Origin of the sequence: Streptomyces sp. NPDC002698 (assembly GCF_042888945.1) — a bacterium.
Lineage (GTDB): Bacteria > Actinomycetota > Actinomycetes > Streptomycetales > Streptomycetaceae > Streptomyces.
Genome location: NZ_JBIAQM010000001.1, coordinates 136,000 through 158,821 on the forward strand (window position 1 = coordinate 136,000; position 22,822 = coordinate 158,821).

Consider the following 22,822-nt stretch of genomic DNA (forward strand, 5'->3'; position numbering starts at 1 on the left):
GACATCCTGCTCTTGCCGCAGACGCGCGATGGGAGGATGCGGGGAGGCGAGGAGGGGCGGAAGCGTGGGGCGTGGTGAGAGGGACACGGTCGCCGGGGGAGCGCGGCTGTACGAGGCGGCGCAGGCCGTGGTCGGTGACCACGCACGGGCGGTGGAGGCCGTACGGGCGGCGCTGAAGCCGATCCACGACGCGGCGGTCGAGCGGGAGCTCGACGCCATCCCCGTCGCCCGGCTGCAGGACGTCACCGAGGGGCGGCTCCGGCTGGGGAACGTCGAGAAGAACAGGCTGCGCACGGTCGGCAGTGTTCTCCGGGCGGGCCCCTACAGGTTGCGCCAGATTCCCGGTGTGGGGCAGCGGACCGTCGACCAGATGCTCGCGGCCGCCGGCCGGCTCGCCGAGGCCGTGCGCGAGACCGTGGCCGTCCACATCGACGTGGACCGGCCGGAGCCGGGCACCACCGCGCTCGTCATGGCTTTGCACGTACTGGCGGAGGCCGGCCCGGACGCCCGCCGCGCCGTCGACAGGGCCACCGTCCTGTCGGAGCGGCTCGGTCCGTCACTCGCCGAGGCCAGGCCGGCCGCCGGACGGTTCCGGATGCTTCTGGCGGGCCGGGAGAAGAAGACCCGCGCGCTGGCCGCGGTCACCGAGATCCGGTCGCTGGTGGACGAGGCGGAGCGGGCGGGTCTGCCCGGGCTGCTCGCCCAGGCGTCGGTGGACCTGCTCCGGGGGGCCTCGTCCGACCTGGCGGCCTGGGTGGACTTCGAGCTCCGCTCCGCCGAGTACTACAGCCTGCTGGCCGAGATCTCCGACCGGGTGCCGGACTCGGCCGCCGCCGAGGGATTCCTGCCGGACGAGATCGCCGAGCGGGTACGGACCCAGCAACTGGACGACGCGCACCGGCGCGTCTCCCTGCGCGGCTATCAGGCGTTCGGCGCACGGTTCGCGCTCGCGCAGCGCAAGGTGATACTCGGCGACGAGATGGGCCTCGGGAAGACCGTCCAGGCGATCGCCGTGATGGCACACCTGGCCGCCCAGGGGCAGAACCGCTTCATGGTCGTCTGCCCGGCGAGTGTCCTCGTGAACTGGACGCGGGAGATCGAGGCCCGCAGCGCCCTCAGGGTCGCGGTGCTCCACGGCTCCGACCGGCACCACGCGCTCGCCGACTGGAAGGAGCGCGGCGGGGTCGCGGTGACCACGTTCGACGCGCTGCGCGGTTTTCCCGCGCCGGGCGGCGGAGAGGTCGGGCTGCTCGTGGTCGACGAAGCGCACTTCGTGAAGAACCCGAAGGCCAAACGGTCCCAGGCGGTCGCCCTGTGGGCGGAGCGTTGCGGGCGTGCCCTCTTCATGACCGGAACCCCGATGGAGAACCGGGTCGCCGAGTTCCGCGACCTGGTCCGGATGCTCGACGGTGGTGTCGCGGACTCCCTGGGCGAACGGGACACGCTGGCCGGATCGGTCGCCTTCCGCAAGGCCGTGGCCCCGGTCTACCTGCGACGCAACCAGGAGGACGTGCTGACGGAACTCCCCAGTCTTCAGCAGACCGACGAGTGGGAGGAGCTGAGCGCGTCGGACGAGGCGGCCTACCGGGAAGCCGTGCGCGCGGGCAACTTCATGGCGATGCGCAGGGCCGCGTACATGCGCCCCGAGAAGTCGGCCAAGCTGGACCGGCTCCGGCAGATCGTTCAGGAGGCCGGCGAGAACGGGCAGAAGACGGTGGTCTTCTCCAATTTCAAGGACGTACTGAGCGTGGTGAAGGAAGAGCTCGCCGCGGGAGCCGCCGACCGCACTCCGCTGTTCGGTCCGCTCACGGGAAGCGTTCCGGCCGGGCGGCGCCAGCAGATCGTGGACGACTTCGCCGACGTCCAGGGCCCGGCGGTGCTCCTGGCGCAGATCCAGGCGGCGGGCATCGGCCTCAACATGCAGGCGGCCTCCGTCGTCGTCATCTGCGAACCCCAGATCAAGCCGACCATCGAACACCAGGCGGTGGCCCGGGCTCACCGAATGGGCCAGGTCAGGCCGGTTCGTGTGTACCGCCTCCTCGCCACCGGGGGAGTCGACGAACGCATGGTGAAGATACTGGAGAGCAAGACCCGCCTCTTCGACGCCTATGCCCGCCGCAGCGCCGTTGCGGAAGCCACACCGGACGCGGTCGACGTGTCGGACACCGAGCTGGCGCGCCGGATCGTCGAGGAGGAACAGGCCCGTCTGGGCCTCACCGTGTGAGGCCGCGCGGTCCGGATCTCCGGCCGGGTCGTGCGGCCCTGGATCAGGCGCGGGCCATGCCCGTCTTCACGCCGGCACCGCACAGTGGCACCACGGCCTCCCGTCGGCCGAGGGCGCCCTCGCGGATCGCCGCCCAGCAGGCCACGCCCGTCGACTCCACGTACAGCCCGCGCCCGGCGAGGTCCGACTGCGCGTGGCGGATCCGGTCCTCCGTCACGGTCAGGAAGGCGCCCCCGGACGCGCGTACCGCGCCCAGGATCTGGCGGGCCCTCAGCGGGTGCGGGATCGCGATGCCCTCGGCGAACGTGGGCGCCGGCGGAGTGACACCGACGAGATCGTCGGCCCCCTCGGACCACGCCCGGGCCAGCGGGGCGACCGCGGCGGCCTGGACGGCGTACAGGGCGGGTCTCTTGTCGATCAGCCCCGCCGCGTGCAGTTCGGCCACCGCGAGGGCGGCGCCGAGGAGCAGCGTGCCGTTGCCGACCGGCAGCACGAGGACGTCCGGCAGACGTCCGCCGAGGTCCTCCCAGAGTTCGTGGACGTACGTCTTCGTGCCGTGCAGGAAGTACGGGTTGAAGACGTGCGAGGCGTAGAACACGCCGTCCTCGTCGGCCGCCTCGCGTGCCGCGCGTGCCGTCGCCTCGCGGTCGCCCTCGACCACCCGCAGCCGTGCCCCGTGCGCCTCGATCTGCTCCAGCTTCTTGGGCGAGGTGCCCTCGGGGACGTACACCGTGCAGGGCAGCCCGGCCCGCGCGCAGTACGCGGCGACGGCCGTGCCCGCGTTGCCGCTGCTGTCCGCGAGCACCTGGCGGGGCCCGAGCCGCAGCGCCAGTTCGGCCAGCAGGACGGCCCCGCGGTCCTTGAACGACAGCGTCGGCATCAGGAAGTCGAGCTTGGCGAGGACGCCTTCGCCCAGGGGGACCAGGGGAGTGCGGCCCTCGCCGAGGCTGACCGTGGGCGAGGCCAGCGGCAGGCACTCCGCGTACCGCCACAGCGAGTTCACCCGGCCGGTGAGGGACGCGAGGGGGGCCGGCGTGGGCGTGAAGTCCAGGTCGAGCGGGCCGCGGCAGACCGGGCAGCACCAGGAGAGCGAGCCGGCGGGTACACGGGTGCCGTCCGTCGGGCAGAAGCAGTCCGGCAGTGCAGTCATGGGTGCAGGTTAGAGGCGAGGCCGGGGAAGGGACCGTTCCGCGTGTTCCGGAGCGGCCGTGCCCCGGCGGCCGTCCGGGCGGCCCCGTAGGGATCCCGTCCGGGCCGTGCTTACGATGCGCGCAGCCATTCGACAGTCGTACGCGCGTTCCGCAGCGGACGGATGAGGAGCAAGGGAAACCGTGGCCATACCCCCGCCGCCCGGCCCGCAGCAGCCCGAGGGGCCGTACCCGCCGCCGGGGACGCCTCCGTATCCGCAGGCTCCGCACCCCCAAGGACCCTTCCAGCAGGGGCCGTACCCGCAGGGCCCGTACCAGCAGGGGCCGTACCAGCAGGGGCCGTACCAGCAGGGGCCGTACCAGCAGTCCCCGTACGCGGGCCCGTATCAGCCCTGGGGGCAGGGCTACTCCCCGTACAACCGGCCCGTTCCCTTCAACGGGCTCGCGATCGCGGCGCTGGTCCTCGGTGTCCTCTGCTTCCTGCCCGCCGTCGGGCTGGTGCTCGGGATCGCGGCGCTCGTCCAGATCAAGAGGCGCGGCGAACGCGGCAAGGGCATGGCGGTGGCCGGCATCGTGCTGTCGTCGGTCGGTGTCGTGCTGCTCGCGCTCACGGTCGCCACCGGGGGAGCGCGCGACTTCTGGGAGGGCTTCAAGGACGGCGCGGGCGGCTCGGGAGACTCCGCGTTCTCGCTGGAGGTGGGTGAGTGCTTCGACACGCCGAGCGGCTTGCTGGAGGGTCTGGCGGTCGACGTCGACAAGGTGCCGTGTTCGGGCGGGCACGACGCCGAGGTGTTCGCCGACTTCGAGATGGCCGAGGCCGACTACCCCGGGGACGACGCGCTCGCCGACGAGGCCGACCGGCGGTGCTACCTGCTCCGGAACACGTACGCGATGGACTCCTGGGCCGTTCCGGAGAACGTCGGCGTGTACTCCTTCACGCCGACGTCGCAGAGCTGGCGCCGCGGCGACCGCGAGGTGAGCTGCCTGTTCGGGGACGCCGACGAGGCGGGCGGCCTGACGGGCTCCCTGCGCAACGACCGGCTCACGCTGGGCTCCGACCAGTACTCCTATCTGAGTTCGGCGGCGGCCATCGACGACGCGCTGGCCGCGATGCCCGACGCCGAGTACATCGACGACGACCTGCCCGGCTACAAGGAGTGGGCGGACGAGGTCTCGGAGGCCCTGGCGGGGGAGGCGGACGGGCTGTCCGCCCACCGGTTCGCGCCGGGCGCGGCCGAGCCGGTCGCCGCCCTGGCGGAGGACCTGGAGCGCTCGGCGAAGGAGTGGGCGAAGGCCGCGGACGCGCCGGACGCGGACGCCTTCTCCGCGCACTACGAGAAGGCGCTGAAGCTCATCGACCCGAGGAAGGCGGTCACCACCCGCGAGGCTCTGGGGCTCGCCACCACCCCGCCGAAGTACGACGACGGCGGGGGCACCGGTAGCGGTGGCGAAGACGGTGCCGGAATCGAGGTGTGACGGCAGCCACAGTGGGGAGAAAGTGCCTGCGTAATGCCCTCAAGGGGCTTGCGTCATCACATCGAGTGATTCTCTGGCCTTTGCTTGCATGGCACAACCCACGGTTGCCACGCTGTTGCTGTCTGTACAACCTGATGGGAGCGGCCAAGTGACTTTCGGTGAGCAGCCGGCGTACCTGCGTGTCGCGGGTGATCTCCGCAAGAAGATCGTCGACGGCTCGCTGCCCCCGCACACCCGGCTTCCCTCGCAGGCCAGGATCCGCGAGGAGTACGGAGTCTCGGACACGGTCGCCCTGGAGGCGCGCAAGGTGCTCATGGCCGAGGGTCTGGTCGAGGGCCGCTCCGGTTCGGGCACCTACGTCCGCGAGCGGCCGGTGCCGCGCCGCGTCGCCCGCTCCGGGTACCGGCCGGACGACGGCGCCACCCCCTTCCGTCAGGAGCAGGCCGACTTCGCGGTGCGCGGCACCTGGGAGTCCCACAGCCGGCAGGTCGAGGCGAGCGGCGCGATCGCCGAGCGGCTGGCCATCCAGCCCGGCGACCGCGTGATGTGCACGAACTACGTCTACCGCGACGGCGGTGAGGCGATGATGCTCTCCACCTCCTGGGAGCCGCTCGCCGTGACCGGACGCACGCCGGTGATGCTCCCCGAGGAGGGCCCGCTCGGCGGCATGGGTGTCGTCGAGCGCATGGCGGCCATCGACGTGATCGTGGACAACGTCACCGAGGAGGTGGGCGCGCGCCCCGGCCTCGCCGAGGAACTCCTGGCGCTGGGCGGCGTGCCCGGCCATGTGGTCGTCGTCATCCAGCGCACCTTCTTCGCCTCGGGCCGGCCGGTGGAGACGGCGGACGTGGTGGTCCCGGCGGACCGCTACCGGATCGCCTACCACCTGCCGGTGAAGTGACAGCGCGTCACTTCGGCACGCGCTCTCGCCCGTTGTCGCGTACGGCGTTCCGTGGGGCCTGGCGGGCACGCGTGTCGGCGCGGGTGCCCGCGCCTCAACGGGGCCGCCCGCGGACCCGGTTGGAATCTGGCCTTTCTCGAGTGGCGGACCGGGGAACGACTTCGCCCTGTTCGAGGACCCGCGAGGAGTCGTGAGCGGCGCGTTCGGTGGCGTGCGCCCCCCGGGTCGCCGCTCCTTACTGGCCGGTTGCGTACCTCTTTGTGTAAACCCGTGTTCGCTGCGTGAAGGTAAGGCGTACGCTCAGGCATATGCGTATTGCGGTTTCGATGGAATGCGGGGTTCGACGGGGGCCCGGGGCGGGAAGTGGAGGGGCGCTATGAACGACAGCACGATCACGCTTCCCTGGCTCGTCATACGGCAGGACGACAACGGCAATCGCTATCGCGTGGGCAGGTACGCGACGCGCGCCGAGGCCCAGAAGATCGCGGACAGCCTCGACGGCCGCGGGCACAAGCAGCTCTACTGGGTCGAGCGGATCGGGCCGAACGGAACCCGGTGATCCACCGGGAGCCGGTCCCCCTCCCGCTCCCGTAGGCTCCGGCGCATGACGGAACGGATCGTGGTGGTCGCGGGCGCCCTGGTGCGCGGCGGGCGCCTGCTCGCCGCCCGCCGCAGCGCGCCCCCCGACCTCGCCGGGCGCTGGGAGCTGCCGGGCGGCAAGGTCGAGCCCGGCGAGACCCCCGAACGCGCCCTCGTGCGCGAACTGCGCGAGGAACTCGGCGTCGACACCCTGGCGCTGGAGCGCGTCCCCGGCGAGTGGGCGCTGAAGCCGGGATACGTCCTGGTGGTGTGGGCCGCCCGGCTGCTGCCCGGTTCGGCCGAACCGGAGCCCCTCCAGGACCATGACGAGCTGCGCTGGCTGACCCCCGGGCAGATCTGGGACGTGGACTGGCTGGACCAGGACGTGCCGGCGGTCAAGAGCGCACTGCCGTGGCTCGATCCGGGGGTGTGACGACCCGGGCGCCCGCTTGTGCGCCGTTCGCGCCATAGTGTGCTCCCGGCGCGGTAAAGCTCCACCGATACCGGGTATGTGCCCCTTAACCACCCGAAACCGGGCATGGGTGGGTTTCTGGTCTGGGAAGTGATCGGCTTGATCGACACTGACGGCTACTGCGCCGAGTGGACCTTTCCTGCGGAGCCCGGTGCCGTCCGCACCGCCCGTTCCGTCGTCCGGGGACAGCTCCGCGAATGGGATCTCGAATCCCTCGGCGACATCACCGCACTCCTGGTCAGCGAACTGGTGACGAACTCCCTCCGGCACGCCACGGGCCCGATCGGCGTCCGACTCGTACGCCCCGAGGACGTGCCGGGCGCTCTGCGCGTCGAGGTCTCCGACCCGCTGCCCGACCCGCCCCGCGAACGGGCCGCCGACACCTCCGACGAGAGCGGCCGAGGACTCCAGCTCCTGGCCGGCTCCTGCCGACGCTGGGGCACATGGCCCGCGGACACCGGCAAGACGGTCTGGTTCGAGCTGGCCGTGCCGGACTGAGACACGGAGGCCGGGACGCCCGCGCGGCGTACGGCCGGATCATGCTCCCGACCGGTGTCGCGTTGTGTGGTTCGACGGGGTGCCACCTGGTTAGAAGACTGGGAGTATGTCGCGGCCGGTCCAAAAACCATCGGGACCGTGCTGTGATCGTGAACACCGTGTCGTGCGGCACCGTAGTGCTGGATACTGCGGGCAGCCGCCCCCGGTGACCGGTGCCGGACGCGGTGAGCTGGAGGGGACGGTTCGCGTGAGCGAGATACCAGCGAAGGCCACGGAGTCCGAGGACCCGTCGGACGGCGCGAGGGCTGATGCGGCGGGAGAGTTCGCGCGCGCGGTTCCGGGCGAGGCCGCGGACGGCATCACGGACGGCACCACGTCCGACGCGTCGGACGACGCGACGGCCGGTCCGTCCGCGGACGGGGCCGGCGAGACCGGCGAGGCGCCGGCTGACGCGATGTGGCAGAGCAGTCCGCCCGGTTCGATCTACGACTACATCAAGGCCGCTTCCTTCTCCATCGGCGCGGACGGGCTCGTCGACCAGTGGAGTCTGCGGGCCGAGCAGCTCTTCGGCATCCCGGCGGAGCGGGCCGTCGGCATGGACCCCATCGAGGCGTTCGTCAGCGCCGACCGGCGGGAGTTCGGTCAGCGGAAGATGGCGGAGATCCTGGACGGCCGCGAGTGGACCGGGCTGGTGCCCTTCCGCACGCCCCCCTCCGAGGACTCCGGCGACGGCGCCGAGGACTTTGGCGGCAGGGAGGGCCTCGCCGAGGTCTACGTGATGCCGACGACCACCGAACACGGTGAGCGGGCCGCCGTGTGCATCGTGGTGGACGTCCGTACCCTGCGGACGATCGAGACGGACCTCGCCGCCTCGCAGGCTATTTTCGGTCAATCTCCTTTCGGGTTCCTGCTGATCGACACGGACCTTCATGTCCGGCGCGCCAACCAGCGATTCGCCTCGATCTTCGGCGGCAGCGTCGACGACCACTGCGGCAAGGGCGTCCACGACTATCTTCCGCACGCGGAGGCGGAGCGCGTGACGGCGGTGCTGCGCCGGGTGCTGGAGACCGGCGACTCCATCACGGACATGCACGTCACCGGGCAGGTCCCGGGCTCCGACGAACGCCGCCACTGGTCCATCAACCTCTACCGGGTGCACAGCGGCAGCGGCCGTCCCATCGGCATCGCCTGGCTCGGAACCGACATCACCTCCCGTCGTGCCGCCGCCCGTGAGGCGGCCGCCGCCCGCCGCAACCTCGCCCTGCTGAACGAGGCGGGCGCCCGCATAGGCAACTCCCTCGACCTGGAGACCACCGCACGCGAACTCCTCGACGTCGTGGTCCCCGGCTTCTGCGACCTCGCGACGGTCGACCTCTACCAGGGCCTGCTGGCCGGGGACGAGACCCCGCCCGGCCTCGCCGACGGCAGCGCCGAACTCCGCCGGGTGGCCTTCGCCAGCGCCGTCTCCGACGCGCCCTTCGCCGGTGGTCCGGCGCCCGTGGCCGTCGGCGCGGTCCACCACTACCCGTTCAACTCGCCCTGCGCGGACGCCCTGCGCACCGCGCGGCCCCAGCACATCCCCGCCGAAGAGGGCGGCCTCATACAGTCCACGCTCGCGGTCCCGATGGTCGCCCACGACACGGTCGTGGGACTCGCCCAGTTCTCCCGTACGAAGGGCAGCGAGCCGTTCGGGGAACGCGACCGCGCCCTGGCCGTGGAGCTGGCGGCCCGCGCGGCCGTCTGCATCGACAACGCGCGCCTGTACCGCCGCGAGCACGAACGCGCCCTCATCCTGCAGCGGTCCCTGCTGCCCCCGGGCGACCCCGAGGCCTCCGGTCTCGACATCGCGTGCCGCTACCTGCCGGGCAACGCGGCGACGGAGGTCGGCGGCGACTGGTTCGACGTCATCGAACTCCCAGGACACCGCACGGCCCTCGTGGTGGGCGACGTGATGGGCCGCGGACTGCGCGCCGCGGTGGCGATGGGCGAACTGCGCACCGCGGTACGCACCCTGGCCCTGCTCGACCTCGAACCCGCCGAGGTCCTCTCGGCGCTGGACGAGATCGCGCGCGGCCTCGGCACCCCCGGCGGGGTCCGGCAGGCCACCCGTACGGCCCGTCAGCCCCGCGACGCCGACCTCTCCGAGGTGTACCTCGCGACCTGCGTGTACGCCGTCTACGACTCCGTGACCCGCCGGTGCACCTTCGCCAACGCGGGCCATCTGCCGCCCGTGCTCGTCGAGCCCGGCGAGACCGCGCTGATGCTCGACGTGCCGCCCGGGATGCCGCTCGGGGTGGGCGGCGAGCCCTTCGAGGAGGTGGAGGTCGAACTACCCGAAGGCGCTCTGTTGGCGCTCTACACGGATGGACTGGTCGAATCGCGCGACCACCCCCTCGACGAGGGCCTCCAGGCGTTCGTCGGCGCCCTCACCGACCCCTCCAGGCCGCTGGAGGACGTCTGCGACCACGTCCTCAACACCCTCGACACCCACCACGGCGAGGACGACATCGCCCTGCTGATGGCACGTGTCCAGGGGCTGCCCGCCGAGTCCGTCGGCGACTGGACCCTGCCGCGCGAGCCGCGCAGCGTGGGGCGGGCCCGCGAGTACACCCGCGCCCAGCTCGTCGCCTGGGACCTGGAGCCGCTCGTCGACACGACGGAACTGCTGGTCAGCGAGCTGGTGACGAACGCCCTGCGCTACGGCGAGGGCGAGATCAGGCTGCGGCTGCTCCTCGACCGCACCCTCGTCTGCGAGGTCTGGGACGCCGGACTCGTCCAGCCGCGCCGCCGCCGCGCCCGCGACACCGACGAGGGCGGGCGGGGCCTGCAGCTCGTCGGCCTCCTCTCCGCCGGGTGGGGCTCCCGCCGGACCCCGCGCGGGAAGACCGTGTGGTTCGAACTCCCCCTGCCGGACGGCCAGACGCCCCTCACCGACCCGGCGGAAGCGCTCCTGAGCCTGTTCTGAGGGCTGAGGGCTGAGGGCAGGGCTGAGGGCCTGGGAGCCGGGAGCAGGCGGCCAGGAACCAGGAACCAGGAGCCCGGGAGGCCGCACGCGGGGGGCGCCGCTCTCGGCTCAGGTGAAGAAGGCCCCCCGGCGGCCCCGTGTGCGCGGGCCGCCGTAGCTCATCGGGCCGCCCTCGCCGTCGCTCAGGAGGATCCCGCCGAGCACCGCGCCGCCCGCTCCGGCACCCCCGCGGCCGCCCGAGGGATTGCCGTACGCCCGTACGTCCCGCTCGGCGAGCCGCCGCGCCTCCCGGGCCAGTTCGTCGGCCCGCAGTACCTCGGAGAGGGGGACGGAGTCCGGACCGAGCAGCCGCCGCGCCTCGGCCAGCCGGGTCCGCGCCTCGCCGCCCACCGCCCCGCGGTGCGTGCCGATGAAGCACGCGGCCCCGGCGAGCGCGCTGCGGGCGGGGACCAGCGCGCGGCCGCTCCCCTCGGGAACCTCACCGCCCAGCACCCCGGCCAGGCTCTCGGCCGCCTCCGTCACCCGGCGCAGCGCGTCCAGCGGATCGTGGGGCCCGGCCGCCGTCTCGTGACGCACCGCGGAGAGCAGCGCCTCCGCGTGCCCCAGCCGTCCGACGAGCCCGGCTCGGGCGTCCGGCGGGAGACCCCGGGCGGTGTTCCGGTCGGCCTGTGCCGCGGCGACGGCCGCGGGCAACCCGGCCGCGGCCGAGTCCAGTTCCCGGGCCAGCCGGTCCACACCGTCCGTCAGATCGGAGGCCTGCGCCAACGCACCCTCCGCCGCCCGCAGATGGGCCGCCGCCTTCGCGCCGTCGCCCCGGTCCGCGTACTGCCGTGCCTGGTTGAGGTGAGAGGTGGTGAACAGCAGCCGGTCCTTGGCCTGTTCGGCGTCGCCGACGACGGGAAGCGAGGCGGCGGGAGCGTACCGCTCGTGGAGGTCGGCGATCGTCTTCTCCGCGGCACGGATGCGCGCGGCGACGTCCCGGAAGCGGGTCTCCGCGGCTTCCAGGGCGGCCACCGCGTTCCGCTCCAGCGCCCGGATCTGGTCGAACCCCGGGGCCGCCGCGTCCAGTCGCAGCCCGGCGTCCTGGCAGCGGGCGACGATCTCCTCCAGGACGTCCCTGCGGTCGTCCTGGCCCGCGGCCGGGTCCGCGCCGGCCGCGTCCTCCTCGTCGAGGCGCTGCCGCAGCCGGAAGGCCGCGGCGAGTCCGGCTTCCGCGTGCCTGAGCTCGTACACGTACGGTTCCACCGCGTCGCCCGCCGCCCGGTCCGTGGCGAGGGCGAGTTCCTCGGCGGAGACGCGTACGCAGTCATCGGTCGCGACGAGCAACCGCCATGCCTGCCGGTCGAGTTCGGGCAGGGAAGTGAGGTCGGGGTCGCCGCCGGGTGTCGTGCGGGTCGTCGCCCGCCGTCTGCGGCGCCCGTACGTGTAGGCGGCCAGCGCGCCCGCGGCGCCGACCGCGACCAGGGGCGGCACGAGATCGCCGGTCGTCGTCCCGTCCTGCGCGGTCGCGGCCCGGGGAGCGGTGGCACCCGCGTCCCGCGCCGGGGCCGCCGGGGCCTCCGCTCCCGCCCGTGCCAACGGCAGCACCAGCCAGCCCATCGCGACCAGCCCCCCGAGCACGGCATGCGCCACCCGCACGGCCATGGGCGACGGGACCCGGCGCGACCGGCTTCGGCTCAAGGGCGACGTCACATTTGGGAGCGTATGGCCGTTCGAGCGCCTCCGCGACCGGTATACGAGGAGTTGGGGGCGGTCGGGGTACAGGAGGTATCGGGATGGACGGGAGGGGCGCGGGGGCCGTTCCCCCGGGCGCCCGGGGCCGCCCGGGGCCGCACGCGATCGGTTCGCCGTGGGACGCCGCACCATGTGATGACGGCCCGGATCCCGCGTGCGATGATCACGCCGCGTGCCCCTGTACGGCACGCGGGGGAGTGGGGTTCGATGCACTGGTATCTCGTCGGGTTCGCCGCACTGATCGTCATCGCGCAGGCCGGATTCGGGATCGCCGCCATCGCGAGGTACTGGATCCCGCCGTGGGCGCGTCGCAGGGTCGTGCGCCCGAAGCTGTGGGGCTGGGGCGCGCTGACGGGGGCCGTGGGATGGTCCCTCTTCATGTTCCTCGGACCGTTCCGCGGACCCGACGCCGAGTTCACGCCGTACGCCCTGGGCGGGATGGGCCTGTTCGTCGCGAGCCAGGTGATCCAGATGATGGGGCAGCACCCGGGCCGACGCCCCGTGGTCCCGCCGGACACCGAAGGGCGGTGACGGCAGGACGCGAGCGGACCGGGGACGGCGTGCCGCCCCCGCCCCCGCCCGGGCCCTCGCCTACGTCCGCCGTCGGCCGATCTTCGATCCCAGCCACACGAGCGGGTCGTACTTGCGGTCGACCGCCCGTTCCTTCAAGGGGATCAGCGCGTTGTCCGTGATCTTGATGCCCTCCGGGCAGACCTCGGTGCAGCACTTGGTGATGTTGCAGTAGCCGAGACCGTGCTCGTCCTGGGCCGTGCGCTTGCGGTCCAGGCCGGAGTCCGCGGCCGCGTCCAGCGGGTGCATGTCCAGCTCCGCCACCCGCATCAGGAAGCGCGGTCCGGCGAACGCGGGCTTGTTCTCCTCGTGGTCACGGACCACATGGCAGGTGTCCTGGCACAGGAAGCACTCGATGCACTTGCGGAACTCCTGCGACCGGTCGACGTCCTCCTGCATCATCCGGTACTCGCCGGGGCCGACACCGGCGGGCGGAACGAAGGCGGGGACCTCCCGCGCCTTGTCGTAGTTGAAGCCGACGTCGGTCACCAGATCCCGTACGACGGGGAAGGCGCGCAGCGGGGTGACGGTGATCGTCTCCTCCCGGGTGAACACCGACATCCGCGTCATGCACATCAGCCGCGGCCGGCCGTTGACCTCCGCCGAGCACGAACCGCACTTGCCCGCCTTGCAGTTCCAGCGCACGGCGAGGTCGGGAGCCTGGGTCGCCTGGAGCCGGTGGATGATGTCCAGCACCACCTCGCCCTCGTTGACCTCGACCCCGAAGTCCTCCAGGCCGCCGCCCTTCACATCTCCGCGCCACACCTTGAAGCGGGCCTTGTAACTGCTCACGCGTACCGCCCCTCCTCGTACCGCTCCTGCCCGTACCGCTCCTTGCGGCTGCTCATTCGTACAGCTCCTCTTCGGCGAGGTACTTGACCAGCTCCTCCTTCTCGAAGAGGGCGAGCAGGTCGGGGCGGACGGGCTGGGTGGTCTCGTTCACCAGGTCGATCTGTCCGGCCACCGGGTCGGTGGCGGCCAGTCCGCCGGTGGGGTCGGTGAGCCGGCACAGCAGGTTGATCCGGCGCCAGGAACGCTCCATCGCCGGGTGGTCCTCGCGGGTGTGGCCGCCACGCGACTCCGAGCGCTCCAGCGCCGCCCGGGCGACGCACTCGCTGACCAGGAGCATGTTCCGCAGGTCGAGGGAGAGATGCCAGCCCGGGTTGAACTGACGGTGGCCCTCCACCCCGGCCCGGCGCGCCCGTACCCGCAGCTCGCCGAGCTTCTCCAGGGCCTGCTCCATCTCGGCCTCGCGGCGGATGATCCCGACCAGGTCGTTCATGGTCTGCTGGAGCTCCTGGTGCAGGGTGTACGGGTTCTCCGGCGGCTGCGAGGCGACGGCGGGCGCGCCACCGGCCGGCGCGGCGGGGACGGACTCGGGTCCCTCGGCGGAGAAGGGCCGCAGCGCCTCCGCGGCGGCCGCGTCGATCTGGGTGTCGTCCAGCGGCGGGCGGGCTCCGTCCCCGGTGAGACCGGCCGCGTACTCCGCCGCGTGCCACCCGGCCCGCCGCCCGAACACCAGCAGGTCGGAGAGCGAGTTGCCGCCGAGCCGGTTGGAGCCGTGCATACCGCCCGCGACCTCACCGGCCGCGAACAGCCCGGGCACCCCGCGCGCCGCCGCCGTGTCCGAGTCGACCGCGATGCCGCCCATGACGTAGTGGCAGGTGGGCCCGACCTCCATCGCCTCGGCGGTGATGTCGACGTCGGCCAGCTCCTTGAACTGGTGGTACATCGAGGGAAGCCGGCGCTTGATCACCTCGGCGGGCATCCGGGTCGACACGTCGAGGAAGACGCCGCCGTGCGGTGATCCGCGGCCCGCCTTCACCTCGGAGTTGATGGCCCGCGCCACCTCGTCGCGCGGCAGCAGCTCCGGAGGACGCCGGTTGTGGTCCGGGTCCTCGTACCAGCGGTCGCCCTCCTCCTCCGACTGCGCGTACTTCTCCTTGAAGACGTCGGGGATGTAGTCGAACATGAACCGCTTGCCCTCGGAGTTGCGCAGCACCCCGCCGTCACCGCGCACCGACTCGGTGACGAGGATGCCCTTGACCGACGGCGGCCAGACCATGCCCGTGGGATGGAACTGCACGAACTCCATGTTCAGCAGCGGTGCCCCGGCGAGCAGCGCCAGCGCGTGCCCGTCGCCCGTGTACTCCCACGAGTTGGAGGTCACCTTGAAGGACTTGCCGATGCCGCCGGTGGCGATCACGACGGAGGGGGCCTCCAGGACGAAGAAGCGCCCCGACTCCCGTTCGTAGCAGAAGGTCCCGGAGACCCGCTGTCCGTCCTTCAATATCCGTGTGACGGTGCACTCCTGATAGACCTTCAGACGCGACTCGTAGTCACCGGTCTCCCGCTTGTCCTCCTGCTGGAGGGACACGATCTTCTGCTGGAGCGTGCGGATCAGTTCGAGCCCGGTGCGGTCGCCGACGTGGGCGAGGCGCGGATACTCGTGGCCGCCGAAGTTGCGCTGCGAGATCCGCCCGTCCTTCGTCCGGTCGAAGAGCGCGCCCCAGGTCTCCAGCTCCCAGACCCGGTCCGGGGCTTCCCGGGCGTGCAGCTCGGCCATCCGCCACTGGTTGAGGAACTTGCCGCCGCGCATGGTGTCGCGGAAGTGGACCTGCCAGTTGTCGCCGGAGTTCACATTGCCCATGGCGGCGGCGATGCCGCCCTCGGCCATCACCGTGTGGGCCTTGCCGAACAGCGACTTGCAGATCACCGCCGTACGGGCACCGCGCTCGCGTGCCTCGATGGCGGCCCGCAGTCCGGCGCCACCGGCACCGACCACGACGACGTCCCACTCCTGTCGGTCGACCACGGACATCAGGGGGCTCCACCCAATCTAGAAGAAGCGCGGATCGTCGAAGGCGCCGGACGCGACCAGGTACACGTAGAAGTCGGCGAGTGCCACGCTCACCAACGACGCCCAGGCGAGCAGCATGTGACGGGCGTTCAGCTTCCCGACCCACTGCCACATCCGGTACCGCACGGGGTGCTTGGAGAAGTGCTTGAGCTTCCCGCCGACGATGTGCCGGCAGGAGTGGCAGGAGAGGGTGTACGCCCAGATCAGCGTGATGTTGACCAGGAACACCAGGGTGCCGAGGCCCATGTGGCCCCAGGCGTAGTGCTCGTCGCGGAAGGAGAGCACGGTGTCGTACGTCAGGATGCCGGCGACGACGAGGGCCGCGTAGAAGAAGTACCGGTGGATGTTCTGCAGGATCAGCGGGAAGCGGGTCTCACCGGTGTACTTCTTGTGCGGCTCGGCCACCGCGCAGGCCGGCGGGCTCGCCCAGAAGCCCCGGTAGTAGGCCTTGCGGTAGTAGTAGCAGGTCAGCCGGAAGCCGAGCGGGAAGACCAGGATGATGATCGCGGGGGAGACGGCCCACCAGCTCCCGAACAGGTCCGCGTTCGGCCCGGCGCGCATGGTCCCGCACCGCTCGGCCAGACACGGCGAGTAGAACGGTGAGACGTAGGGCGCCGCGTAGTAGTGCGTGTCCGAGAAGGCCCGCCAGGTCGAGTACACGATGAAGGCCAGCAACCCGGCCGCGGTGGCGGCGGGCGCCAGCCACCAGCGGTCGGTCCGCAGATGCGGGGCGGCGATCGCGGCGCGCGTACCGGTTCGTACTCCGCCGCTGTTCAGATGAGGTTCCGTACCAGTGGCCAACTTCGCACTCCGGTCGGGTTCGGGGGTGCGCCGGTGTCGCGGGCGCTAGTGGGAGGGACCGTGGTGCGCGCCGAGACCCTCGTCGTCGGAATCGGTCCACAAGGAGCTGTCGTACGGGGTGTCGGGTATGGGCACCAGGTCGGGCAGCCGTCCGGACACGGCTCCCGCCGGTCCCGGCACGGCCGGGAGCCCGGGGGCGCGGGCCGCGGCGGACTCGCGCAGCAGCGCGAGACTCTCGCGCAGGTGGTCGGCGTCGGCGCGTACGCGGCGCATCTCCAGACCGGTGCCCATCTGCTGTTCCAGGCGCCGCACCGACCGTTGAAGATCGTCGAGGCAGCGCTGGACTGACGTCAGGTCGTCGTGCACGGACATGACTTGCCCTCACTTCCGTGGGCCCAGCGGCCTTCAGGCGGCAACGTTCATGCGCCTGCGAGTGTTGCGCGTCACAAGCACCTGTGTGAAGGCGTGTGCACGGATTGAAGGCCCTCGCGCTCCAGAACGAACCCCGTGCGCCGGGTTTCCGACGCGCGCGCCGGTCGGGTTCCCCGCGCGCCCGGGAGCGAGCCGGAGGGTCGCGCGGCAGGCCGGACGGCGGGTGGGAGCGGGCAGCGGGGCCGCGCCCCCGTGTGCGCCGGGTCCGGGCGGGCGCCCGCGACGTGGCCCCGGGCGGGTTCCGGATTGGGCCGCACGAGTGGGTTCCGGGCGCCCGTCGCCGTGTCGCCGCTCCCCCTCTGCCGATCTGTTCTTCAGTTGGCCTGTAGATCAGATGAGCTCCCTAATGCCGCCGAACGGGATCAGAAGCAGACCTGCCCCCGCGGCGGAGCGTCCCCCGGAGGTTGCAGTGATGTCCCACGAAGGCGTCGGACTGCGCGCGGTGATGCGCTCGGCCGTATTCCTCACCGCGGGTGTGCTCGCGGTACCCGCCCTCGCCGCGTGCAGTGCGGACGACGAGGCGGACAGGCCCGTGGCCGTGCAGGACATCGCGCCCGCGTCCCGTGACCTGATCGCCGACGGCGGCACCCTGCGCTGGGCCGTGGACGCCGTACCGGAGACGCTGAACGCGTTCCAGGCGGACGCCGACGCCGCGACCGCCCGTGTCGCCGGCGCCGTCCTGCCGTCGATGTACCGGCTCGACGCGAACGGGCGGCCGCAGATCAACTCCGACTACCTGGAGTCGGCGAAGGTCGTGGGCACGTCGCCCAAGCAGGTCGTGCTGTACAAGCTCAACCAGCAGGCCGTGTGGAGCGACGGACGCGAGATCGGCGCCGCCGACTTCGCCGCCCAGTGGCGCGCCCTGTCCGGCAAGGACTCCGCGTACTGGACGGCACGCAACGCCGGCTACGACCGTATCGAGAAGATCGAGCGGGGCAAGAACAACCTGGAGGTCCGCGTCACCTTCAGGCGGCCCTACGCCGACTGGAAGGCGCTGTTCTCGCCGCTGTACCCGAAGGACGTCATGGGTACCGCGGACTCCTTCAACGACGGGGCGCGGCGCAAACTCAAGGTCACCGCGGGGCCCTTCGCCCTGAAGACGGTCGACCGCAAGGCCGGGAAGGTGCGCCTCACGCGCAACGCGCGCTGGTGGGGCCGCCCCAGCAAGCTCGACGAGATCGATCTGGTGGCCGTCGCCCGTGACAAGAGGGCCGAGGCGCTCGCCGACGACAGGCTCGACCTGGCCGAGATCGACCCCGCCGAGGCCGAGCGCATCACGCTCGCGGCCCGGCACAAGGACGGCGCGCCGTTGCAGGGGGCCTCCGCGACGAGCGAGAAGGACCCGTCCGCGGAGAAGAGCGAGAAGAGCGACAAGGACACGTCCAGGAAGAAGGGCGAGAAGAGCGAGTCCGAGTCCGAGTCCGAGGAGGAGGACGGCAAGAACCCGGCGGACGAGAAGAGCGACAAGGACGAGAAGAGCGACAAGGACGAGAAGAGCGACAAGCACGAGAAGAGCGACAAGCACGAGAGCGCCGAGCACGAGAAGAGCTCGAAGGACGACGAGGAGAGCGACGAGAGCGACAAGAGCGACAAGGACGAGAACGGCGAGAAGAGCGCCGAGCACGAGAAGGCCGACGGGAGCGAGCGCGACGACGAGAGCGAGAAGGGGGAGCCGGGTACGAAGGGAAGCGGGGCGAAGACGGCCTCGCGGTCGGCGCTGAGCGGCTTCGTGGTCCGCAAGTCCCTCGAACCCGCCTACACACAGCTCGCCCTCAACGGCTCCGAGGGCCCACTCGCCGACGAGCGCGTCCGCCGCGCCGTGGCCCGTGCCCTGGACCGCAAGGAACTCGCCCGGGTCGTCCTCCAGCCGCTCGGCCTGCCCGCCGAGCCGGTCGGCAGCCATCTCGCCCTCGCCGGACAGGCCGCGTACGCCGACAGCAGCGGCGCCCTCGGCAACCAGGACACCGCCGAGGCGCGGGCGCTGCTCGCGGACGCCGGGTGGGTGCCGGGCGGGCCCGTCACGGAGCAGAAGAAGACGGAGAAGGCGGCCGGTTCCAAGGGCAAGAAGGGCGACGGAGGCGAGGAGGGCAGGCCGGGCGCGGGCGGAACGTACGTCCTCGGTGACGACGACAAGCCCTCGGGGGTGGGCCGGGAGCCGGCCCAGGACCCCAAGGACCACGCGAGGAGGCAGGAGCAGCAGACCGGCGTGCTGCAGGGCGTCCGCACGGACGAGCAGGCCGCCCGGCACCTGGACGGGCGGCAGTACGCCGGGCAGGGCGGCCTTCCGGGGGCGTACGCGCCCAAGGGGACGGCCGCTCCGGCGGGCGCCGCGTCCAACGTCCTCGCCAAGGACGGCAAACCGCTCGCGCTGCGCTTCGTCGTTCCCTCCGGGGCGGGCTCGGAGTCCCTGCGCCTCGTGGCCGGCCGGATCGCGCGGATGCTCCAACGCGTCGGTGTCCGTACGGACATCACGAAGGTCTCCGACGACAGCTACTTCAAGGACCACATCGCCTCGGGGGACTACGACCTGGCGCTCTACTCGTGGCCCGCCTCCGCCTTCCCGGCCACCGACGCCCGCCCGATCTACGCCAAGCCCGTTCCGGCGGCGGACGGCTCGCTGAGCGTCGAGCAGAACTACACCCGCGTCGGCACCGACCAGGTCGATCAGCTCTTCGACCAGGCACTCTCCACCCTGAACGAGGACGAGGGACGCTCCCTGGTCCGCAAGGCGGACGCCCGTATCTGGGCCGCCGCCGGCTCCATCCCCCTCTATCAGCGCCCCCAGCTCGCCGCCGCCCGCGCCGGCCTGGCGAACACCGGAGCCTTTGGCTTCCAGACTCCGGTGTACGAGGACATGGGCTTCCTCAAGAAGGGCGCGAAGGGGCCGCAGCAGACCCCGACAGCGGGCCGTACCGGCAAGTAGGGTGTCCTCCCGTGTCCGGTGATCATCGCTGGACACGGGAACACGGGGGACGACCATGAACCGGCGCGCGCTCACGAACCCCGCGGCGGGACTCGCCGCGGGGATCCTGCTCCTCGGCACCGCCGCCTGTACCGGCGGCACCGAGGGGCGGGACGAGAAGGACCGCACGGCCGCCGCGTGCGCGCACGGAACGTACGCCTGGTCCGGCGTCGTGCGCGAGCAGAAGCTGACCGGGCTCGCCGACCCGATCACGCTGAAGCGGAAGACGGACTCCGTCTCAGGAGTGATCAGGCCGCTGAGGGGCGTCAGCTACAAGCCCCACATGACGTCCACGGGCCCGGGGGCCCGTGCCGCGGAGGCCATCAAGGCCCTCGGCCGGCATCTCGGGACGGACGAACCGCTCGCGGGTCCGTCGGAGCCGGCCGAGCCGGACGAGACCCCCAGCGAGTTCACCTATGACCTCGGGGACCTCAAGGGCTCGTACTACGCCTGGAACTCCGTCGCCCTGGTCGAGGCCGACTTCACCTACACCTGCCGGGGCGGCGCCGCCGAGCCGGTCAGGGGGCATGTGGTGACCTGGGAGACGGTCGGCGGCGGGTTCCTCTCCTGTGCGGAGCGCATGATCGACGAAGGCCCCGCGAAGACGGGGGCCGCCGGACGTACGGCCGCCCGCACGCTCTGTCCTGCCGGTTCACCTGCGGCGAAGAGTGCCTGATCACACGGCTGGGACCCGCCCCCGCAGGGGCGCGCACCAGGGCCCGCGGAGGCCGTCTCCGTCCGGGCCCCGTACGATGGGGTAAGGCCGTGGCGTGTTCAGCCCGGCAGGCCCCGCGACGCGGAGGCCGTCCACTCACTCCGGGAGAAGCGCCTCATTATGGCCACGCGCCACGACATCCGCAACGTCGCCATCGTCGCCCACGTCGACCACGGCAAGACCACTCTGGTCGACGCCATGCTCAAGCAGGCCGGTGCCTTCGCCGCGCACGCCGCAGAGTCGCTGGACGACCGCATGATGGACTCGAACGACCTGGAACGTGAGAAGGGCATCACGATCCTGGCGAAGAACACGGCGGTCAAGTACCACCCGAAGGATGGCGGCGACGTCATCACGATCAACATCATCGACACCCCCGGCCACGCCGACTTCGGTGGTGAGGTCGAGCGCGGTCTGTCGATGGTGGACGCGGTCGTCCTGCTGGTCGACGCCTCCGAGGGCCCGCTGCCCCAGACCCGCTTCGTGCTGCGCAAGGCGCTGCAGGCCCGCCTGCCCGTCATCCTGTGCATCAACAAGACGGACCGCCCGGACTCGCGCATCGAAGAGGTCGTGAACGAGGCGTACGACCTCTTCCTCGACCTGGACGCCGACGAGGAGCAGATCGAGTTCCCGATCGTCTACGCGTGTGCGCGTGACGGCGTGGCCTCGCTGACCAAGCCGGAGGACGGCACCGTCCCGGCCGACAGCGACAGCCTGGAGCCGTTCTTCACCACGATCCTGGAGTCCGTCCCGGCCCCGTCCTTCGACGAGTCCGCGCCGCTCCAGGCCCACGTGACCAACCTGGACGCCGACAACTTCCTCGGCCGTATCGCGCTGCTCCGCGTCGAGCAGGGCGAGCTGCGCAAGGGCCAGACCGTCACGTGGATCAAGCGCGACGGCACGATGTCCAACGTGCGCATCACCGAGCTGCTGATGACCGAGGCGCTCACCCGCAAGCCCGCCGAGGTGGCCGGCCCCGGTGACATCTGCGCCGTCGCCGGTATCCCGGACATCATGATCGGCGAGACCCTCGCCGACCCCGAGAACCCGGTCGCGCTGCCGCTCATCACGGTCGACGAGCCGGCGATCTCCATGACCATCGGCACGAACACCTCGCCGCTGGTCGGCCGCGGCGGCACGGGCAAGGGCGCGGACGCCAAGGCCGCGGTCAAGGACAAGGACCGCAAGGTCACCGCCCGCCAGGTCAAGGACCGCCTCGACCGCGAGCTGGTCGGCAACGTCTCGCTGCGCGTGCTCGACACCGAGCGCCCGGACGCCTGGGAGGTCCAGGGCCGCGGTGAGCTCGCGCTCGCCATCCTGGTCGAGCAGATGCGCCGCGAGGGCTTCGAGCTGACCATCGGCAAGCCGCAGGTGGTCACCCAGGTCATCGACGGCAAGGTGTACGAGCCCGTCGAGCGCATGACGATCGACGTTCCCGAGGAGCACATGGGCGCGGTCACGCAGCTCATGGGTGTCCGCAAGGGCCGGATGGACAACATGTCGAACCACGGCTCCGGCTGGGTCCGCCTGGAGTTCGTCGTCCCGTCCCGCGGCCTCATCGGCTTCCGGACCGAGTTCCTGACCGGCACGCGCGGCACGGGCATCGCCCACTCCATCCACGAGGGCCACGAGCCGTGGTTCGGCACCCTGACGACCCGTAACAACGGTTCGCTGGTCGCCGACCGCGCCGGCGCCGTCACCGCGTTCGCGATGACGAACCTCCAGGAGCGCGGTGTGCTGTTCACCGACCCCGGCACCGAGGTGTACGAGGGCATGATCGTCGGCGAGAACTCGCGCGCCGACGACATGGACGTGAACATCACCAAGGAGAAGAAGCTCACCAACATGCGGTCCGCCGCCGCCGACTCGTTCGAGGCGATCGTCCCGCCGCGCAAGCTCTCCCTGGAGCAGTCGCTGGAGTTCTGCCGCGACGACGAGTGCGTCGAGGTTACCCCGGAGGCCGTTCGCATCCGCAAGGTCGTCCTCGACCAGAAGGAGCGCGGTCGCACGGCCAGCCGCGCCAAGCACGGCTGACAAGCCGGTCGCCGGACCCGACGGACGCCGCCGCGAGCGGTGTCCGCCGGGTTCGTGACGTGCCGTCCAGGGGCCTCCTGAAGGCCCGGTGACGTGCCGTCCGGGTGGCCTCTGAAAGGCCCGGTTCACCGCACTGCGGGGAGCCGGGCCTTCCGTGTGTCCGGGGACGAAACCGTGCCAGTTCGGGCAACAGCGTGTGAACGATACAGAGGCGTTCGCATATCGGGCACCGGACAATCAAGTTTCGGACACGTAAACGAAATTTTCCTCACGGATGCCCGTTTTGCGAGATTCCGTTCTCACGTGTCAAGCGCGTGTAGGTGTCGTTCTCTGCAATTTTTGCTCAAAAAATCGACGGTAGGGATTTCCCTATGCCTTCGGCTCTTGACGCGCCTTGACCTACTTGGTGAAAGTTCCCTGAAACCACAGAACCTGCCGGTATCTGTGCTGC

Annotated in this window: 17 protein-coding genes; 11 read left to right on the forward strand and 6 right to left on the reverse strand. The window is 71.6% G+C overall.

The genetic code is table 11. The features are described 5' to 3' along the window. The first annotated feature begins 28 nt into the window (after positions 1-28). Positions 29-2,224 carry a DEAD/DEAH box helicase gene (locus ACFYW9_RS00610; RefSeq protein WP_389142819.1) on the forward strand — a complete coding sequence of 732 codons (2,196 nt, stop codon included), beginning with the start codon at positions 29-31 and terminating at the stop codon, positions 2,222-2,224. Between the two features lie 43 nt (positions 2,225-2,267). On the opposite strand, the gene ACFYW9_RS00615 is transcribed toward ACFYW9_RS00610, so the two are convergent. Next, entirely contained in the window at positions 2,268-3,374 is a 1,107-nt protein-coding gene (locus tag ACFYW9_RS00615) for a threonine synthase (protein WP_389142822.1), read from the reverse strand. A gap of 181 nt (positions 3,375-3,555) precedes the next feature. Here ACFYW9_RS00615 and ACFYW9_RS00620 point away from each other — a divergent pair, with 181 nt between their 5' ends. The 6 genes from ACFYW9_RS00620 (at position 3,556) to ACFYW9_RS00645 (ending at position 10,263) form a co-directional block, all read left to right on the forward strand. Further along, complete coding sequence (locus tag ACFYW9_RS00620) at positions 3,556-4,848, forward strand: DUF4190 domain-containing protein (RefSeq protein WP_389142825.1); 1,293 nt, start codon at positions 3,556-3,558, stop codon at positions 4,846-4,848. Between the two features lie 148 nt (positions 4,849-4,996). Beyond that, on the forward strand, positions 4,997-5,749 hold the full coding sequence (locus ACFYW9_RS00625) for a GntR family transcriptional regulator (RefSeq protein WP_351859012.1): 753 nt from the start codon (positions 4,997-4,999) through the stop codon (positions 5,747-5,749). Positions 5,750-6,125: 376 nt separating this feature from the next. Beyond that, positions 6,126-6,308, forward strand: coding sequence for an SPOR domain-containing protein (locus ACFYW9_RS00630; protein WP_326785718.1), 183 nt, complete (start codon positions 6,126-6,128; stop codon positions 6,306-6,308). 45 nt (positions 6,309-6,353) lie between these two features. Then, the gene (locus ACFYW9_RS00635) at positions 6,354-6,761 is read left to right on the forward strand and encodes a (deoxy)nucleoside triphosphate pyrophosphohydrolase (protein WP_389142830.1); all 408 of its coding nucleotides are present in this window, start codon (positions 6,354-6,356) and stop codon (positions 6,759-6,761) included. Positions 6,762-6,866: 105 nt separating this feature from the next. Continuing rightward, entirely contained in the window at positions 6,867-7,298 is a 432-nt protein-coding gene (locus ACFYW9_RS00640; protein ID WP_389142834.1) for an ATP-binding protein, read from the forward strand. A gap of 247 nt (positions 7,299-7,545) precedes the next feature. Next, positions 7,546-10,263: a SpoIIE family protein phosphatase gene (locus tag ACFYW9_RS00645; RefSeq protein ID WP_389142837.1), complete on the forward strand. Its 2,718-nt coding sequence runs from the start codon at positions 7,546-7,548 to the stop codon at positions 10,261-10,263. 108 nt (positions 10,264-10,371) lie between these two features. On the opposite strand, the gene ACFYW9_RS00650 is transcribed toward ACFYW9_RS00645, so the two are convergent. Next, the gene (locus ACFYW9_RS00650; RefSeq protein ID WP_389142840.1) at positions 10,372-11,955 is read right to left on the reverse strand and encodes a hypothetical protein; all 1,584 of its coding nucleotides are present in this window, start codon (positions 11,953-11,955) and stop codon (positions 10,372-10,374) included. Positions 11,956-12,204: 249 nt separating this feature from the next. Between ACFYW9_RS00650 and ACFYW9_RS00655 the strand changes: the two genes are divergently transcribed. After that, positions 12,205-12,528, forward strand: a complete 324-nt coding sequence (locus ACFYW9_RS00655) for a hypothetical protein (RefSeq protein ID WP_389142843.1) — start codon at positions 12,205-12,207, stop codon at positions 12,526-12,528. A 60-nt stretch (positions 12,529-12,588) separates the two neighbouring features. Here ACFYW9_RS00655 and ACFYW9_RS00660 read toward each other — a convergent pair whose 3' ends face one another. The 4 genes from ACFYW9_RS00660 to ACFYW9_RS00675 are packed head-to-tail and all read right to left on the reverse strand — an operon-like array spanning position 12,589 to position 16,600. Next, positions 12,589-13,359, reverse strand: a complete 771-nt coding sequence (locus ACFYW9_RS00660) for a succinate dehydrogenase/fumarate reductase iron-sulfur subunit (RefSeq protein WP_351859024.1) — start codon at positions 13,357-13,359, stop codon at positions 12,589-12,591. Between the two features lie 52 nt (positions 13,360-13,411). Beyond that, positions 13,412-15,388 carry a fumarate reductase/succinate dehydrogenase flavoprotein subunit gene (locus ACFYW9_RS00665; RefSeq protein ID WP_389142847.1) on the reverse strand — a complete coding sequence of 659 codons (1,977 nt, stop codon included), beginning with the start codon at positions 15,386-15,388 and terminating at the stop codon, positions 13,412-13,414. Between the two features lie 18 nt (positions 15,389-15,406). Further along, complete coding sequence (locus ACFYW9_RS00670; RefSeq protein WP_389142850.1) at positions 15,407-16,228, reverse strand: hypothetical protein; 822 nt, start codon at positions 16,226-16,228, stop codon at positions 15,407-15,409. A 45-nt stretch (positions 16,229-16,273) separates the two neighbouring features. Further along, entirely contained in the window at positions 16,274-16,600 is a 327-nt protein-coding gene (locus ACFYW9_RS00675; protein WP_351859030.1) for a hypothetical protein, read from the reverse strand. A gap of 472 nt (positions 16,601-17,072) precedes the next feature. On the opposite strand from ACFYW9_RS00675, the gene ACFYW9_RS00680 reads away from it, so the two are divergent. The 3 genes from ACFYW9_RS00680 (at position 17,073) to typA (ending at position 22,371) form a co-directional block, all read left to right on the forward strand. Then, a complete protein-coding gene (locus tag ACFYW9_RS00680; protein WP_389142853.1) occupies positions 17,073-19,583 on the forward strand; it encodes an ABC transporter substrate-binding protein in 2,511 nt (836 codons plus the stop codon). 55 nt (positions 19,584-19,638) lie between these two features. Next, positions 19,639-20,298, forward strand: a complete 660-nt coding sequence (locus tag ACFYW9_RS00685) for a hypothetical protein (protein ID WP_389142856.1) — start codon at positions 19,639-19,641, stop codon at positions 20,296-20,298. Positions 20,299-20,457: 159 nt separating this feature from the next. Then, positions 20,458-22,371, forward strand: a complete 1,914-nt coding sequence (gene typA, locus ACFYW9_RS00690) for a translational GTPase TypA (RefSeq protein WP_389142859.1) — start codon at positions 20,458-20,460, stop codon at positions 22,369-22,371. Positions 22,372-22,822: the final 451 nt, after the last annotated feature.